Source organism: Paenibacillus herberti (genome assembly GCF_002233675.1).
GTDB lineage: Bacteria > Bacillota > Bacilli > Paenibacillales > Paenibacillaceae > Paenibacillus_O > Paenibacillus_O herberti.
The window spans coordinates 2,186,768-2,205,734 of record NZ_NMUQ01000001.1 but is presented as its reverse complement, the minus strand read 5'-3'; the positions used below and the strand labels follow the sequence as shown (position 1 = coordinate 2,205,734).

Below are 18,967 nucleotides of genomic sequence, written 5' to 3'. Positions count from 1 at the left end.
GCAACATGTTTTTGGATAAGGGGAGAAGGTATTATGCAGAAATGGTCGCTCGCGAAAAAAGAGCATCTGGTTTGGGCAGCGTTTATCGCGCCGGCATTCCTGATCTATACGATCATATTTCTAGGGCCGGTCATTACCAGCTTCTACTACAGTATGACGAACTGGAATGGCTTGTACAAAACGATGGACTTTGTCGGTTTGCGAAACTTCATTGAACTTACATCGGACGAGGATTTCCTCAACGCGCTGCGCAATACGTTCTGGTTTACTTTGTTCATCGTCATTTTCCAAAATGGCTTGGCTATTCCTTTGGCGCTTGCACTTGATTCCAAAATCAAGACCAAATCGATGCTGCGCGCCGCCTTTTTTGTTCCAGCCATTCTCAGTCCGCTCGTCGTGGGTTACACCTGGTCGTACATTTTTCAGCCGAATGGACTTCTCAATGTATTGCTAGGCAAATTAGGGCTCACCGCCTGGCAGCAGTCATGGTTAGGCGACCCTAAGTATGCGCTGTACTCTCTCGTTGTCATCGTGTTATGGCAGTATGTCGGTTACTCGATGGTCATCTTTGTCGCCAACCTCCAAACGATACCAGCAGATTATTATGAAGCAGCAGATATCGACGGTGCCGGTGGCTGGCGTAAATTCACGGCCATTACATTCCCGCTTATGGCTCCGTCCCTAACGATTAATGTGGTGCTGGCCAGCATTGGCTCGCTGAAAGCTTTTGACATCATTTATGTAACGACGAAGGGCGGACCGTATCATGCAACGGAAACCGTTACGACGCTGCTGTACCAAAAGGCATTCAGTGAAAGCAGCTTTGGTTACGGTACAGCGATTGGAGTCGTCATGTTCTTCATTATTTTGATCATCTCGTTCTTACAGATTGTTGTACTTCGCAGAAGAGAGGTAGGGGCGTAAATGAGAGAGAGGACTGGTCGCCAGGTTTTATTGGAAATAGTCATGATTGCGCTCGCCGTTTTATTCATAATCCCGCTTTACTTTGTCGTGTCCATGACATTCAAAACACCGGAGGAAATGGCAGGTTTCCCGCTTTCGTTGCCCGGCAGCCTGAACTTCCAAAACTATGCGGATACATGGAAGATGATGCGCTTCCCGTTCGTACTCGCGAACACGCTGTTCATTACTGTTTCCTCTGTTTTTGTACTGATTATATTAGGCTCGTTAGCGGCATACCCGCTTGCTAGAAAAACAGGCAAAACGTATAATTTTTTATATATTTATTTTACTGCGGGCATTATGGTGCCGTTCCAGCTTGCGATGATTCCTTTGTATCGATTCGTCAATACACTTCATTTGGTCAATACTTATCATGGCGCAGTTTTGATTTATACGGCGATCAATTTACCGCTTACGGTGTTTTTGTTCACCGGCTTTTTGAAAACGACGTCTAAAGAGCTGGAGGAAGCGGCTTGGATCGACGGATGCTCCAAGTTCCGGGCGTACTGGGTTGCTGTGTTCCCGATTATCAAGCCAGCAACGGCCACGGTTGCGGTGCTCTGCTCGCTAAGTACGTGGAATGAATTCCTCATTCCATTGCTGTTTCTTTCCGATAAAAGTATGCGGACGATTACGATTGAGCTGTACACCTTTGTCGGTGAACATGTGACGAATTGGTCTCTGCTTTTCCCTGGCATGGTATTATCCGTTATTCCGCTTCTCCTTGTTTACCTATTCCTGCAAAAATATATTATTAAAGGTATTGCCGCTGGCTCTGTGAAAGGTTAAGCAGCCGCCGCCGCAACTTGTTTACCCTATCGTATTCGTATTGCTCCAGGCTCAGGAGGGCTGCTAAGTTGAAGCTGAGAACCTTTTGGTTTCGGGAATGGAATCTCAATGCCAAGTTGATTTCGGCTTATTCGATTACGATCATCATCCCGGTCATAGCGCTTACGCTACTGGGATATCAGCATTATAATAAGAATTTGCAAAAAAAGGTCGGAGAGTACGGACTGAGCCTGTCCGATCAGGTCAGCAAAAACTTAGATACGTACATCCAGCAAATCGACCGGATGGCTTCCACGTTTTATCTGGATGTTCAGGACGATATTGGCGGACAACTCGAGCCGCGTACCCCATCGGATACATTCCGCGAAAAAGTGATGATCGATCGTGCGCTGCGCAATATTGTACTCGCTATTCCGTTTTCCGACTTGGATGGCGCCTACTGGATCGCCGATGGTGAAGTGCTGTATTCGCAGTATGGAACAGGTAATTGGGTTGATCACTCGGGATTTGCGCAAGAGGATTGGTACAAGCGTGTCCTGCAAATGGACGGAGAAGGCATGCTCATTCCACCTTATAAGCTGGCAGCGAAGCCGGAGGATGAGTATGTATTCTCCTATGCCAGAAGCATTGTGAATGTGAGCAACCGCAAGTCTTACGGCGTGCTGTTGCTCGATTTTTCACTTAAAGGATTAGCCGAAATGACGGACAACTCCAAAAGCCCATCTGCCGGAACGCTATTCGTTCTCGATGAGACGGGGAAGATCGTATATCATCCCGATCAGGAGCGAATATTGGAGGAATTCCCTTTAAAATCAGGCCCAGCTTATGGGTATTACACGGACGAGGTTTACGGCACGCAAACGATGGTTCACTACGTCCGATCCTCATTATCCAATTGGACCATTGTCAACACGATTGAAGTGAGCAAGCTTTCCAATGAGCTTGAGCTGCTGCGCAATTTGCTTTGGATTTCAGCCGCTGTTTTGCTGCTCTTGTCGATTACGTTGTCGGCACTGCTGACGACTACGATCATCCGCCCGCTCAAGGAACTGAAAAGGTTGATGTTTCGTGTGGAACTGGGCGACTACAATGTGATGTTTCAGGCTCGCTCCAACGACGAGATGAACCAGCTCGGTCGTTCCTTCAATGCAATGGTGGCCAAAATCAATGAGTTGGTCAACAACGTTCTGCATATGAAGATCTATCGGCAGCAGGCACAGGTTCAAGTGTTGAGAAGTCAGATTAATCCTCATTTTCTGTACAATACTCTAGCATCAATCAATATGAGGGCGGAGATGAACGGTGATTACGAAGTAGCGGATATGGTGTCGCTGCTCGGCAAGCTGTTCCGACTTTCGCTGCGCTCTGAGGCGGAGAGCGTTCCGATGTTCCGCGAGATGGAATATGTCAATGTATACATGCGACTGCAGATGATCCGTTTCCCGCATTTATCCATCTTGATCGAAATTCCCGAGCCACTTATGCTGACCGAAATTCCACAGTGGATTATCCAACCGTTAATCGAAAATTCGATTGTACACGGGCGAGTGACGGCCAAGCAGGATGGCTGGATTCGTATCCGAGCCACGGTTGATAGGGATGAGAATTTGACCCTTTACGTGGAGGACAACGGGATCGGTATTACCGAAGAACGTCTGGTTTGGTTGCGCCAACGGCTCAGAAATACAGCGATGGAGGAACTGGAGGACGGCGATCATATCGGTTTACTTAATGTTCATCGGCGCATCATGTTTTTGTGTGGCGACAGTTATGGCTTGAAGATTGAGAATCTTGCAGGCGGGGGCACCCAGGTAGCTATCCACTTGAACGCAATCACAAAGGAGCATGGAGCCAATGCCTAGAGTTCTGATTGTGGATGACGAGGAAATGATCCGAGCGGGGTTATCGGAAATGATCCCTCGACTGCTCCCTGAATGGGAGGTTGCAGGCGCCTGCCCGGATGCGGAGAGCGCTTGGGAGGCAATTCAGGTGCTGGATCCTGATCTTGTTCTTCTTGATATTGGAATGCCCGGCGAGAGCGGATTGGTGCTGGCGAGTAAGCTGGATAAGCTGAAGCCGGATACGGAGATCATCATGTTGACCGGCTACGATCGTTTTGAGTATATCCAATCCGCCCTGCGCAGCGGAGTGAGCGAATATTTGCTCAAACCTGTGCAACGTGATGAACTGAAGGAGTCAATCGTTAAGGTTGGAGAGAAAATCGCCAAGCGGAATTGGCAAAGCAGCCGAATGCTCGTGCAAGCTTTATCGGAATGGGTAGTTGCCGGGGAAGAACAAGCGCTGCAAACGCTGCGTGATCTTTTGGCCAGTGAGGGCCATCTTGGGCATGGACTTAGCTACCAGCTTCGAATGATGATGTACGTCAAAAGTGACACGGGTAGCAAAGGACGGGATCAGGAAGAGCGTCATGCCCGCGCCAGCGGAAATGTCGATGAACTGAAACTTTCCGGAGCTGATATCCGCAAATGGGCCATTGTGCCGCTGGCCAAGGCATGTGACCTGCTGTTCCTGGTTGGTGAACGTCTTGAGCAGTCTCCTCCTTCCGCTGGAGAGGGGCTGACGGGGGAAGGCTTGTTGATCGCTTGCTCCGATCCCGTCGCGGATCCTTCGGAATTGCCGTTAATGTTCCGTAAAGTTCAGGAACGATTGCTGCGAAGCATTTTAGATGGCGAGAGTATGTCCGTAGAAGAAATGGATCGTTTATCCCGGCTGACGGTTGCGCTGGAGATGAACGATCTGGCAGGAACCGTAACCGTGCTTCGCAAAGGCATGGAAGTTTGGAGAGGGATGGAGCCGTTCCAGAGCTTGCGCGGAATTTTTCGGCTGATCGCATTTTTTGCCGGACCACAAGCTCATCGACTGAAGTCGAAGCTGTTGAAGCAGATGCAACCTGCTACCGACGAGCTGACGAGCCGGATGGTTTTTGCTTATGATCCCATCATCCTGCCTCAGGAAATGGAGAAATTCATCGAGCGGATTGCGCTGCTTCAACCGCATGCTCCGGAAGATCGTAAAGTCATTGGAAAAGTAAAAGAGATCATTAGAACCGAATTTGCCAATCCTGATTTTACGTTGGAGCAGGTCGCCTCAAATGTATATTTGAACGCAACTTATTTGAGTGAGCTGTTCAAGGAATCGACCGGTCAAAAGTTTATCGATTACGTCACGGAGGTCCGGCTTAGTGAAGCCAGGCGCATGTTGCTGGAGACGGATATGAAGATGGGCGAGGTTTGCGCTTCGGTTGGTTATACGAGCTCCAAGTATTTCAGTACGCTTTTCCGCAAACGTTTTGATGTGACTCCGACGCAATACCGGGAGAACGGTACGTCTCAAAAAATGGAGAATTTGACGTAATAATAAAACGAAGTCGCATTGCAGGCTGCTTAACCTGCAATGCGACTTCGTTTTTGTTTATGCGGATTCCGTGGTAAAACGATATTGTCCTGAACCGAAGCGAATAATGACTGCTTCCGATAGCCGTTGCCCGCCGAGTAAGCCGATATAGTCGGGGTTTTGAAGCGAGTCTTCCGACCAGAGGAGCACTTCCGCTTCACCTTCACCTTCATAAATACGCAAACCATCAAGCGGGCGTCCTTGAGTAAGCGGGGTCAGCCATAGCTCAGCTTCCGCTCCAGCGGGAACGTCCATATTTATCGTAAGGCCCTCTTGCTGCTGTTCCCATTTGGCGCGTGTCAATCCGAATGGGGTAGGCACAGACGCTTCGGAGTAGTGAAGGCCTTCCGGGCAATAGGGTTTGAAGCGAATAGTAGCAAAGCCCGGAGCTGCGGATTGAATGCCAACGATATATTCAGAGAGCATGCGAGCAGGGTAACCGTTCCATGCATGGCTATGCGATTCCTTGTCATCCCATCCTTCCCATAGGGTAGGTGAGCCTTGGGCGATCATATAACCCCAGCCAGGATACTCCGTTCTATGCATCAATGAATAAGCTTTGTCCGGCAGGCCTTCTTCAAATAGCAGTCTCAGAAGCGGCAGGGAGAGCACCGTTCTGGCTTCCCACGGCTGTTCGGAGATTTGCTTCAACAGCGCAGAATGATCGGCTGTGTCCGGTGTGAGCCCAGCAAGATAAGCCAGTGCATTAACACCTTGATGCCGTGCCGGCGAATCGAGACTGTCCATGAATCCATTGGATTCGAGATCGAATAGCGAAGCGGAGATGTTAACAGCGAGTTTATCAGCTGCAGCTTTCCACTGTATGCTGTCTTCTGGAGAGCCTGCAAGAGTCGACATTTGTTCCAATAGACGAAGATCTTGATAAAACTTGGTGTTCTGCACGGTCAGCACAGAGCCGCTTTCATCAACGGTTGGATAAGGCCAGTCGCTTATATGCCACCATTTGCTCTTCGGCAGCAATCCATCTGACTGTGCCAGGGAGAGCCACAGCTCCGCCGAACGCTTGGCGGCGGAATAATGCCGGGTGATTAGGCTGTTATCACCGGATGTTTGGTACATTTTCCAGAGTAGGCTAATAAAATGCAAATCCCATTCAGGGATGCGGATGGCAAAGTCGGGATGGTCATCATTGGTCGGAGCGACAAAAGGAAAAGCTCCATCCGGCTTTTGTGAATTCGTGAAGTCGGTTAACGTCTTCTCTAACATGTCAACGGCAAATCCAAAATGATAGAGCAGCAGCTCAGCTTGTAAATCCGTGTCAGCCAAATATTGAGCTTGCTCGCGATGAGGGCAGTCTACAACTTGACCGAGAATATTGTTTTTCTGAGTTGTAAGGCTAGCTTCATGAAGCGCGTTCAGGAATGGATCGGAACTGCTGAAAAACCCTAACTCTGGTAGTCCCGTCCGGGCAGCAACAACGGTAAGCTCACCATTTTGCAGAGGGTCAGGATATCCAGTTAACTCTACGAAACGGAATGCTTTATACGTAAAGGCAGGTTCCCACTCCTCACAAGCGTCACCCCGCATCGTGTATTCATCATAGTAGTTCTCGGATGTTTCGTTGCATACTTTGCGTTCCACTTTGCCATTCTCATCGAGTTGTTCCGCATAACGCATGCGCACTTTGACATCGCGAACCCCAGGTAACGATAGGCGAACCCAGCCGGATATAATGCGTCCCGTATCAAAAATCTGACAGAGGCCTTCATCTGTGCGCACGGAATGAACAAGCTTAGGCATGATGGTGTCGTCGATGACACCTTCGGGAATACGCTGTGGCGTCAGGCGCCAACCGGCATCGGCTGCTGCGGAACGGGTGACAGGGAAGGAATTTTGCTCTTTAAAGCCGAATTTCGTCCAGGAGGATGACAGAGCACGCGCGTCGACTTCTTCAATAGGAGATATTCTCCGATTTTGCTGAAAAGCTGTACCCGAACGATGGGCGCCGCTTGAGAGATGCTGCCAATCCGTTCCGGAAGTCCAACGTTGTTTGGTACCGTCTAGCAGCGTAAGATCCCCTTGAACAACGAGGCCGGGGGAGCCATCTACTGTGTTTTGGCCTTTGTCGCCCAAGTAGAGGGCCATCACTGCCAAGCAATTGTTGCCGTCCGGGGCAAGGAATGATGTGATGTCATAGGTTACGTAAAGCTTGCCGCCTAAAGGATCGGATGGAGCAGGGCTGACATAGCCGCCGACCCGGGTTCCGTTAATGAAGAGTTGGAAGTAGTGATGGGCGGAAATAGATAAATAAGCTGAGGCAGCGGGTTGCTTTAGTACATATTCTTTGCGGAAGTATGCAAACTGGTTGGATTGCAGCGAATCATCCTTCCAGATCCATTCTGCATTCCAGCTATGAGGTGATAACCCTGTGACAAACGCAGCCTCTGCTTCGGCCGGTTCAGAGGCATTGTCTTCCCATACAAGCAGTTTCCATCCGTAAGCTTGATGGGATTGAAGTTCGGGCCCGTCGTAGTTTGAAAAAGGCATCGAAGTAGCTAAGACCCCGCTGTTCCACAGCTCAGGGCCATGACTTCCATCGGACTCTAGTGGAAAAAGTGAGATTTGGCAGCTCTTCTGTATGACTCCACGCCGCTGGCATACAAGCTGCCATCTGAATTGCATAGTTGCTGAATCGACGCCAATCGGTTTTTCCCATCCGTCGATGGACAGATGGGCGAGTGACAGCAATGGGTTGCTATTCACGAGAAAATCGTCTCCTTGGTGAATGAATTATTGGTTTGGATTGTTAGGATTGTTAGCATTGTAAGATGAATCTTATACCATTATAGGGATTTGTAAGCGATTGCCTATAGAACAAAATTGGGAAATCGTTCTTTATTTTCTGTTGTTTTTGCAAGCGGCTCTTGAGGGGAGGAAGGGAGTTAGAACGTTCCGAAAATAAAAGAATAAACATGAATTTTACGTCATGTTTTTTTTCTCTTGTTTTTTCTAACATAGAACTTGAGTCACAACTGTCCAACGAGGGGGATATCAACATGATAAAAATGAGAAAAAAAAGTATGGTAACCGCTTTATCCGTGACACTAGCAATGTCTTTGGCCGCTTGTAGCAGCGGGAACACAACTAATAACACAACTAGTTCTTCTGCAAGCCCGGCGCCTTCTGCGCCAGTAACAAGCTCGGAACCAGCTTCCAAAGATCCAGTGGAGCTGAAGATTACGGGATTTAAATCGGGCGCAGAGCTCGGTGCAATTCCTGAGTTGAACGAAAAGTTCATGAAGGAGAACCCGGACATCAAAGTGGAGTATGAAGGAATGCCTGGTGGACAGTTCAAAGAGTTCATCAAAACTCGCTTTGCTTCCAACGATGCTTCGGATGTCATTATGATCCACCCAGGTTTAGCGTATGCGATCACTTACGGCAATGCGGGTTATTTGTACGATCTTGCCTCAGAGCCGTGGATTTCCAACTTCACAGAGGCATCTCTTAAATCCAGCTCAGCGGACGGCAAAGTGTACGCAATTCCGAATGACATGAATGTTCTTGGTGTGTACTACAATAAAAAAATGTTTGCTGATCTGTCGATCACGCCACCACAAAATTGGGATGAGTTCAAGGCTGCCGCTGAGAAACTGAAGGCAGCCGGCAAGCTGCCGATCTCAATCGGCAACAATGACGGATGGATGACATTGGCCGCTCTATATACGATGGCTCCTTCACTCGTTTACTCGGGAACTCCAGACTTTGACAACCAATTGAATGGTGGAACTGCTACATTTGCGCAAAGCTGGTCAGAAATGAATAAAAACTGGTTCTCCCTTGATGAAAAGGGCTATCTGACTCCTAAAAGCACCGGTGTCAGCTTGGATCAGGCGCAACAGGCCTTTGCTAAAGGCGAGGCAGCGATGTACATCGACGGCAGCTGGTCGCTTACAGGTATCAAAAAGACGAATCCGGATCTTGAAGTTGGCATGTTCGCGATGCCTTCCAACGCGGCTGGTAAAGATGTGATGGCTTCTGCAGCAGTAGGCACGGCATTTGCTATCAATAAGGATACAAAAGTATTGGATGCAGCGAAGAAGTATCTTGAGTTCTGGAGCAAAGCAGAAAATCAAAAAATATGGACGAAGAGCCAACAAGCATTTATGACGATTAAAGGCGAGACGGGCGATCTTGATCCGGCATTCAGCGATATCGCCGCTGTTGTTGCGGCCGGCAAAAGTTATCAGTTCCTGGATCAAGGCTGGGTAAACGGGGGTGCAGCTACAGCGGAGATGATGACTTCGGCGCAAGGCGTTTATCTGAAGGCGATTACACCGCAAGAGATGCTAGAAAATATGGATAAAGCTTGGAAACAAGCTGCTAGCCAAACAAAATAATAGAATACTACCATCTAATAGAGCCGTCCTACATTCATCGTTGAATATAGGACGGCTCTTTCCCTACCCCTCGATTGATCTGATGAAAAAGTATCCGCTGCGCCAAAGGTCGGCCCTCCGATCGCTGTTGACCTCAGATTTCTTTGAATTTATCCGCTTTAGCGGTAGAAGTCTGACGTCAAAGGCGAACGCTGACGCTTCTCCGAGCTCGACCTTTGGCTTCACTCCTATTTTCATCAGAATTTGAACCCCTCGTTGCCATCTCCCAAATAAAAGAGAAGTAAACCGAATTTTATGCCCTTTTCGATATGCTGAAAGCACTTACAATGGAGCTTGTACCATAAATTCATAGTTTCAATTATGAGGAGGGATCATTGATGAAAAGAAGAGGCGTACTTTCCATGCTCTTGACGATTTCGCTTGTGTTCGGCCTCGTCTCCCCATTCGGGACGTCCAGGGTGGAAGCGAACGAGCCATCTGGCGCCGCGGAGGGGCCAACAAATCTTGCGCGTGGCAAAAGCGTAACTGCATCCAGCAGTTATATCGGCTCGGGCTGGAGTCCTGCGCTGGCTGTTGACGGCAAAAGGACCGGTATCAACACAGGGGGCGGCGACAAAGGCTGGACAAGCAGTCCCGCTGACAGCAACACGGCGCAATGGCTTTCTGTTGATCTTGGAGCAGCCTACAACGTTGATAAAGTTGTGCTCTGGCCACGCGACGACGAGGGACAAAACGTTGGAGTAGGCTTCCCGGTCGGCTTCGATATCAAAATATCGGTCGACAATACGGAATGGACGACAGTCACGAGTAAGACCTACTATCCCGTTCCGGTTGGCGGCGGCGCGCAGACATTCGAATTCAGCGCTGCAAACGCCCGCTATGTCAAGGTGGAAGGCACTGACTTAGCCAAGGATGTCTACCACAAATTTGTCATGCAGTTGGCAGAGGTAGAGGTATTTGAGGCTCCTGTCCCGGTGGTAGAGCAACCCAATCTAGCGTTGAACAAAACGATTGAGGCATCTTCCAGTTATGTCGGTTCAGGCTGGAGACCGGAGCTGGCCGTTGATGGAGAAAAAATTGGCTCCAATGCGCCAACGGGGAATAAAGGCTGGACTAGCCAACCGAAATCCACGGCTCCCGCCTCGGAGTGGATTATGGTTGACCTTGGTTATATGGACCGGACCGATAAAATTGTATTGTGGCCGCGCAACGACGAAGGCCATAATGTCGGCGGCGGATTTCCGATTGATTTCACAGTGCAAATCTCCACGGACAAAACGAATTGGACAACGGTTGCAACCAAAACGGACTATCCGGCTCCGTCGCAAGGCGGCGCGCAGGTGTTCGGCTTCACTTCTGCTTACGCCCGTTATGTCAAAGTCGAGGCAACGGAACTGTCTAAAGACACTTTTAACACTTATGTGATGCAGCTCGCCGAAATTGAGGTGCTGCAGGCGGTTAGCCAGCTGACCGATCAGGAGGCGGTAAATATTGGCCATGAATGGTTAACGCTGTCGGGTACGACCAATGTGTATACCAATATGACTCTTCCAACATCCAGCATGGAGAATACGCAGGTGGCTTGGGAAAGCTCCCACCCTGACTACTTGCAAGGCAACGGCAAGCTGATGAAACGTCCGGCCTGGAACGAAGGGGCGCTGACGGTAACACTCACAGCAACGGTGAAAAAGGGAACCGCGAGCAAAACGAAGGATTTTACCGTAACGCTGAAGCCGTATCCGAACGTGGCCCCTGAAGCTCCTAACACGTTTAAGGTCGCCGTTTTCTGGCCTCCTACCAAAGATTACGTGAACGCACAGCAGTACGACTACTTGCAGGAAGCGAATGTGAACTTCGTTGAAGTAGTGGAGACGGGGGACCTTACCTCGGTTGAAGTCAATGATAGAATGCTTGATCTGGCCGGAGAAAGAGGCATGAAGGTGAGCGTGACGAACACCGAGGATCTCTCAAGTGTGTCCGATCACGAGGTTGAGGAATTTGTGAATCACTTCAAGCCGCATCCGGCGACCGGTGGATATTTTGTACGGGATGAGCCGGTTGCATTTAAGGATTTCCACGATTCAGCACGGCTTTACAAAAAAATCAGAGAGATGGACCCAGACCGCCTCGCGCATCTGAATCTGCTGCCGGGCAGCGACCATTGGGCAACCTGGACTGGACTTGTCGGTGCGGAAAATATCGAGTTCCTGACGTTTGACTCCTATCCATTCGGCATTAACGGCATGGGGCAGGACTTCTATTACTTGCTGGACCGCATTCGTAAACTGGGCTTGAAAAACGATTACAAAACGGCGGGATACCTGCAAAGCGTCGGTATCGACAACAGGTTGGTCCGGCCGACTCCGGAAATTATCCGTTACGAAGTATATTTAAACCTGGCCTATGGCCTCAAAAAGCTGACTTGGTTCACCTGGTGGACGCCGACGAACCGCGGCGAGCCGTTCACAACGGCGATCATTACGGCTGACGGCCAAAAAACCGATTTGTTCGAGCCGGTCAAAGAGATGAATAGCGTAATGCTGAAGCTTGGCACAACGCTTCTGGACCTGGATGCAAAAGACGTTTACCATTACGGTCAACTTCCACCAAATACGGAGCAACTTCCAGTCAGCTTCTACTTCCAGCCGGTATCCGCCCCGAACTCCGGCGACGATATGGTGGTTACAAACTTTGTGCACAGGGACACCGGAAGACGTTACGTGATGGTCGTGAACAAATCGATGACAGAGAATAAAAACTTCACGTTTGAGATCAACTCCAGTACGGGCATCAAATCGGTTACCGAGGTTTCCAATGAGACAGGCGAAGAAATCGCCACAAACTTCAATCCAGCTACTTCCCAGCTGTCGGCGAGCTTCCTTCCTGGTGAAGGCAGACTGTACGTTATGCCGGATACGTTCATTCGCCATTATCCGGTGCAAGCGGATGTATCGCCGCTGAGCAACCCTTCGCCCGACAATCTGGCATTTGGCAAAAAGGCGTCTGCCAGCAGCGATATTGGCGTCGAATGGGGCTGGAACGCACCGTTTGCGGTTGACGGCAAACGCAACTCGACGCCAGCTTCCAACGGATGGAGCAACACGCTTGATACCGGGGTAAATCATACGGAATGGATTACGATTGATCTGGGTTCAACGCAGGATGTAGGAGCTGTCAGCCTGTTCCCGAGAACGGATCAAGGCAATGCCGGCGCAGGCTTCCCAGTTGATTACAACATTCAAGTATCAACGGACAACGTGAATTGGACGACCGTCCATACCGTCCAGGATTATACGGAAAAACCGGCGACGAGGCAGAACATTTCTTTCCCTGCCGTGAGCACCAGATATGTTAAGGTCGAAGCGACCAAATTGGGCAAGGATAATGGCGGTAATTTCCGTGTGCAGTTTGCCGAAGTTGAAGTGTATAAAGACTCCTCGGCCTTCTCCAATCTGCGCGCGAAACAGCTACCATTCGATCTTTATGCCGGCGCTCAAAGTACGCTCAGCCTTGGACGCCTGCAACTGGACGGCTCCTTGCAAGCTGTCAGCGGCCAAGCGAGCTTCAGCAGCAGCAATCCATCGGTTGCTACGGTTAACGCTGAAGGTGTTGTGACAGGCGTCGCTGCAGGCATGACAACAATTGCCGTCACAGTTCCGAGCGAAGGCGGCAGCACCGAGACGAAAAACTTCCCGGCAACGGTGGGATCATTGCCAGCGCCTTGGAGCGTTAATTTTATCGGAGGAGCCGATGGTCAAGTAGATGTGCAGCCAAACGGAAGTTATCGCATTCAGGCTTCCGGCAGCGAAGCTGGACCGTTGAACGAGCAATTCGTGTTTGTGAACAAAACGGTGAGTGATACCTCTTCGGTTACACTGACATCCCAAATCGAGTCGCTCCGCTATGCAGGTACGGATACGGCTGGTTTGAATGGCAGAACGGGTATTATGCTGAGCTCCGCTCCAACCGGAGCAAACAGTCCTGCATACGCTTATTTGTCCCTGAACTCAGAAGGGAGAACGGAATTATCCGTTCGAGACAATAATGGAGCCGTGACAACTATTAACGGCGATTATATTAATTTTCCCGCTGAGTTGAAGCTGGCAAGGAGTGGAAATCAAGTCATCGGCTACTATAAACAAGCGGATGACTGGATACCAATCAAGGGAACGGCAGAGGCCTCTACATTGGCTGTATCTAATGGGGCTGCATTGAACTTTGGCGGCATTGCCGCAACGTCGAATACGGCAGGTAACTATAGCAATTCAATTGTAACAGTACCTGTTATCTCGGAAACTCCGACGACCACACCGACGCCAACACCGACAACGTCACCGACGCCAACGACGTCACCAACGCCAACACCAACGACGTCACCAACGCCAACACCGACGACGTCACCGACGCCAACGACGTCACCAACATCAGCACCGACAACGTCACCAACATCAGCGCCGACAACGTCACCGACGCCAACACCGACAACGTCACCAACGCCAGCACCGACAACAGCACCAACATCGGCGCCAACGCCAGCACCGACAACAGCACCAACATCGGCGCCAACGCCAACTCCAGCACCAACGTCGACACCAACCCCAACGCCAGCACCAACATCGGCGCCAACGGCAACCCCAACGCCGTGGACGGACTTGGATTCCGGGCATTGGGCAGCGAAGGACATTCAGAAAGCGGTTGAGCTAAACATCGTCAAGGGGTTTGCTGACGGTTCATTCAAGCCGGGGCTTGAAGCGACGAGGGGAGAGTTTGCAACCATGCTGGGCCGAGCACTTAAACTTGATGACGCATCAAACAGCTTCCCTTCATTCTCCGATCAAGCCAGCATACCGGAATGGGCCAAACCATTTGTATCTCAATTGGTTAATAAAGGGATCATTAGCGGATTCCAGGACAACACCTTCCGTACTGGACAATCAATGACTCGGGTCGAAATGATTGTCATGGTTACGAGGGCGCTGGGGATTCAGGTTGAACCAGATGCAGATTTAACGATGTTTACCGATGCCAAAGAAATACCAGAATGGGCCAAACCTTATGTCGCAGCAGCTTATAAGTCGGGTATTGTGCAAGGAAAAGAAAATGGGCAATTTGCTCCTGACGCAATTGCCACCCGAGCTGAGGCGGTCACCATGATTATGAGAATGTTGGAATTGATGAAAAAATAATCAAAAGGACGTTATACGCTAAAAGGGAGGGGACTGAGCCAAGCTCAGTTTCCTCCCTTTTTCATTAATCGGCCAGGGATTGGAAGCCCAGCCTTTAGCGCATCCCCCTAATTTTACCGAACTTTTGCCACCTTCCAAATAAAAGAGACCTAAACCGAATTTAATGTCCTTTTTTCCTTTTTGAAAGCCCTTACAATAGAGTTCGTAGCATCGCTACAACAAATTTAAGGGAGGGATCATTTATGAAAAAAAGAGCAGTGCTTTCTATGCTCTTGACGGTTGCGCTTGTGTTCGGCGCCGTCTCCCCGTTCGGGACGTCAAGGGCAGCGGCGGAAGAGCTTGCCGTCGTAACGGAGGGACAAACCAATCTTGCGCTCGGCAAGAGCGTGTCCGTATCGAGCAGTTATGTCGGCTCAGGTTGGAGCCCGGAGCGCGCCGTTGACGGCAAGCGAACTGGCATCAACACGGCAAGCGGCGACAAAGGCTGGACCAGCACACCTGCCAGCAATCCAGGAACAGAATGGCTAGCTCTCGATCTTGGAGCTTCCTACAGCATCGATAAAGTTGTGCTCTGGCCGCGCAACGACGAAGGGCAGAATATAGGGATGGGCTTCCCGGTCAGCTTTAATATTAAAGTTTCATCCGACAATACAAACTGGACAACGGTAGCGAATGCAACCAACTACCCTGCGCCTACTAGCGGCGGAGCGCAAACATTCAGCTTCAGCGCTGCCAACGCCCGTTATGTTAAGGTGGAAGGCACCGTACTATCCAAGGATGTCTACCAAATGTATGTTATGCAGCTGGCGGAAGTTGAGGTAAATCAGGTTCCGACGGTTCAGACCAATCTTGCGCTGAACAAAACGATCGAGGCGTCTTCCAGTTACATTGGTTCAGGTTGGAGACCGGAGCTTGCTGTTGACGGCGTCAAAATCGGCTCCAATACGGCAACTGGGGACAAGGGCTGGACGAGCCAGCCGAAATCAACCGCTCCCGCTTCCGAGTGGATTATGGTTGACCTTGGCTACGTGGACCGGATTGACAAAGTTGTTTTATGGCCGCGAAACGACGAAGGTCAGCATATCGGCAGCGGTTTTCCGCTTGATTTTACAGTTAAAACCTCTACGGACAAAACAACCTGGACAACTGTCGCAACAAAAACGGATTATCCGGCTCCAACACAAGGCGGAGGACAGGCAATCGGCTTTAATTCCGCTTACGCCCGTTATGTAAAAGTTGAGGCGACGGAGCTGTCCAAGGACGACTTCAATACTTATGCCATGCAGCTCGCTGAGTTCGAGGTGCTGCAGGCAATCAGCCAGTTGACCGATCAGGAAGCGGTCGACGCTGGACACCAGTGGCTGACGCTGACGGGTACGACCAATATTTATACGAATATGACTTTGCCAACATTCAGCATGGAAAATACACAGGTAACCTGGGCAAGCTCCCATCCTGCTTACTTGCGCGGCGACGGCAAACTGATGAACCGCCCGGCTTGGAATGCAGGAGCGCTTACGGTAACTTTGACTGCCACAGTGAAAAAAGGTACAGCCAGCAAAACGAAGGATTTCCCCGTGACGCTGAAGCCTTATCCGAATGTGGCTCCAGTAGCTCCGAACACGTTTAAGGTAGCTGTTTTCTGGCCTCCGACCAAAGATTACGTAAACGCGCAACAATATGACTATTTGCAAGAAGCAAACGTAAACTTCATTGAAGTGGTGGAAACGGGAGACCTCAGCTCTATCGAAATTAACGACAGAATGCTTGATTTGGCCGGAGAAAGAAATATGAAGGTCAGCGTCACGAATACAGAGGATCTTTCCAGCGTATCCGATCATGAGGTTGAGGAATTTGTGAATCACTTCAAGCCGCATCCTGCGACGGGGGGTTATTTCATCCGGGATGAACCTGTTGCGCTCAAGGATTTCCATGATTCAGCGCGGCTGTACAAAAAAGTGAAAGCGATGGACCCGACCCGCCTCGCACATTTGAATTTGCTGCCGGGTAGCGACCACTGGGCCACTTGGACAGGACTTGTCGGCGCGGAAAATATCGAGTACCTGACCTTTGATTCCTATCCGTTCGGAATTAACGGCATGGGTCAAGATTTCTACTACTTGTTGGATCGCATTCGTAAAATAGGCTTGAAAAACAATTACAAAACGGCAGGCTACCTGCAAAGCGTCGGCATCGAAAACAGACTGATTCGACCTACACCGGAAATTATCCGTTATGAAGTGTATTTGAACCTGGCTTATGGCCTGAAAAAGCTGACCTGGTTCACTTGGTGGACACCAACTGGCCGCGGCGAACCGTTCACAACGGCGATCATTACGGCGGATGGTCAAAAAACCGATCTGTTCGAGCCGGTCAAAGGGATGAACAGCGTCATGCTGAAGCTCGGCACAACGCTGCTGAACCTGGACGCAAAGGACGTATACCACTATGGCCAGATTCCAGAGAATACCGAGCAGCTTCCGTCCAGCTTCTACTTCCAGCCGGTGTCTGCTCCTAATTCCGGCGACGATATGGTGGTTTCAAACTTTGTGCACAAGGAGACCGGACGGCGTTATGTGATGGTTGTGAACAAATCAATGACCGCAAGCAAAAACTTTACATTTGCCATCAATCCTAACACCGACATTAATGCCGTTACCGAGGTGTCCAATCAAACGGGCGCCGAAGTAGCCACAAACTTCAATCCGGCCACTTCCCAGCTGTCGGCAAGCTTCCTTCCTGGCGAGGGCAGACTGTACGCTATGCCGGATACGTTTATCCGCCACTATCCTGCGCAAGCGGATGTGTCGCAGCTGACCAATCCTTCGCCGGATAATCTGGCTTTTGGCAAAAAGGCGGTTGGAAGCAGCGATACAGGTGTGGAGTGGGGCTGGAATGCGCCATTTGCCATCGACGGCAAGCGCAACTCTACACAGGCTTCCTACGGATGGAGCAATTCGCTGGATCTTGGCGTCAATCACACGGAGTGGATCTCGATCGACCTGGGCTCTACCGGGCAAATCGGCGCGGTCAGCCTGTTTCCGAGAATGGATCAAGGGCATGAAGGCACCGGTTTCCCCGTTGATTTCAACATTCAAGTATCAAACGACAATGTGAACTGGACGACCGTGCATACGACCCAGAACTACACAGAAAAACCGGCGACAAGACGGAATATTACGTTCCCATCCGTCAACGCCAGATATGTCAAGGTCGAAGCAACTGGATTGGGAAGGGATAATTACAATAACTTCCGTATCCAGTTCGCCGAGGTTGAAGTGTATAAGGATGCTGCAGGATTCTCCAATTTGAGAGCGAAGCAGCTGCCATCCGACCTATACGTCGGCGCGCAAAGCACGCTGACCCTGGGACGCCTGCAGACGGACGGAACTCTGCAAGCGATTAGCGGCCAAGCGACTTTCAGCAGCAGCAATGCTTCTGTTGCCACGGTTAACGCTCAAGGCGTAGTGACGGGAGTTGCCGCAGGAACCGCGACAATTGCCGTTACGGTGCCAGGTGTAAGCGGTGGAACGGAAACGAAAAACTTCCCGGTGACGGTGCGACAATCCGCAGCGCCTTGGAGCGTCAGCTTCATCGGAGGAGCCGATGGGAAAGCAGATGTGCAGCCAAACGGAAGTTACCGCATTGAGGCTACCGGCAGTGGTATCGGTCAATCAAGCGAGCAGTTTGTGTATGTGAACAAAGCGGTGAGCAATACAACGCCGGTAACGCTGACGTCTGGAATCCAGTCGCTGCGTTACGCAGGTACAGGCGCGGCGGGCTTAAGCGGAAAAACAGGAATTATGATACGCAGCGCCAGCACCACTCCTCAACCGGCTAGCGTATTATTATCCGTCAACGCCGAAGGCAGAACGGAGCTTTCGTATCGAAATGCTTCCGGCACCATTACGACAATCGCCGGCGATTATGTGAAGCTGCCTGTTGAGCTGAGGTTGGAGAAACAAGGAAATACAGTGACAGGGTATTATAAAAAAGGAACGGCATGGGTTCCGATCAAAAGCAATGCCGCGCAATCTTCTGTCACGGTGAGCTTTACAGGAACGCTGACGGGCGGTCTCGCTTCTTATTCCGGCGTTGCCGGCGCATTCAGCGACACGGTAGCATCCATATCGTAAGGTTAGCCATCCGGCTCCGGGAATCCCGGCGCCGGATTTTTTTGTATCGAAATGGACCTAACAGAGCATTGTTAATATCAATCCCGCAGCAGCAGGTGTTTATCCTTATAATGGGTTC

At 50.3% G+C, this 18,967-nt stretch carries 8 protein-coding genes; 7 read left to right on the top strand and 1 reads right to left on the bottom strand.

All coding sequences use genetic code 11. The annotated features are described in order from the left end of the window. Nucleotides 1-33 precede the first annotated feature (33 nt). The 4 genes from CGZ75_RS10155 to CGZ75_RS10140 all read left to right on the top strand — a co-directional run bounded on the left by CGZ75_RS10155 (nucleotide 34) and on the right by CGZ75_RS10140 (nucleotide 5,127). Nucleotides 34-924, top strand: coding sequence for a carbohydrate ABC transporter permease (locus tag CGZ75_RS10155; RefSeq protein WP_089524054.1), 891 nt, complete (start codon nucleotides 34-36; stop codon nucleotides 922-924). Further along, nucleotides 925-1,752 (top strand): carbohydrate ABC transporter permease, encoded by an 828-nt coding sequence (locus tag CGZ75_RS10150; RefSeq protein WP_089524053.1) that lies wholly within the window; start codon nucleotides 925-927, stop codon nucleotides 1,750-1,752. 68 nt (nucleotides 1,753-1,820) lie between these two features. Then, on the top strand, nucleotides 1,821-3,614 hold the full coding sequence (locus CGZ75_RS10145) for a cache domain-containing sensor histidine kinase (protein WP_176444755.1): 1,794 nt from the start codon (nucleotides 1,821-1,823) through the stop codon (nucleotides 3,612-3,614). Continuing rightward, the gene (locus CGZ75_RS10140; RefSeq protein ID WP_176444754.1) at nucleotides 3,607-5,127 is read left to right on the top strand and encodes a response regulator transcription factor; all 1,521 of its coding nucleotides are present in this window, start codon (nucleotides 3,607-3,609) and stop codon (nucleotides 5,125-5,127) included. The genes CGZ75_RS10145 and CGZ75_RS10140 overlap by 8 nt, the downstream gene beginning before the upstream one ends. A 57-nt stretch (nucleotides 5,128-5,184) precedes the next feature. On the opposite strand, the gene CGZ75_RS10135 is transcribed toward CGZ75_RS10140, so the two are convergent. Beyond that, a complete protein-coding gene (locus CGZ75_RS10135; RefSeq protein WP_089524050.1) occupies nucleotides 5,185-7,890 on the bottom strand; it encodes an alpha-L-rhamnosidase in 2,706 nt (901 codons plus the stop codon). A gap of 293 nt (nucleotides 7,891-8,183) precedes the next feature. Here CGZ75_RS10135 and CGZ75_RS10130 point away from each other — a divergent pair, with 293 nt between their 5' ends. From CGZ75_RS10130 to CGZ75_RS10090, 3 genes are all read left to right on the top strand, one after another. After that, nucleotides 8,184-9,527, top strand: coding sequence for an ABC transporter substrate-binding protein (locus tag CGZ75_RS10130; RefSeq protein ID WP_176444753.1), 1,344 nt, complete (start codon nucleotides 8,184-8,186; stop codon nucleotides 9,525-9,527). 377 nt (nucleotides 9,528-9,904) lie between these two features. Continuing rightward, nucleotides 9,905-14,713, top strand: a complete 4,809-nt coding sequence (locus CGZ75_RS25180; RefSeq protein WP_176444752.1) for a discoidin domain-containing protein — start codon at nucleotides 9,905-9,907, stop codon at nucleotides 14,711-14,713. Between the two features lie 242 nt (nucleotides 14,714-14,955). Continuing rightward, nucleotides 14,956-18,849, top strand: a complete 3,894-nt coding sequence (locus CGZ75_RS10090) for a discoidin domain-containing protein (protein WP_089524048.1) — start codon at nucleotides 14,956-14,958, stop codon at nucleotides 18,847-18,849. Nucleotides 18,850-18,967: the final 118 nt, after the last annotated feature.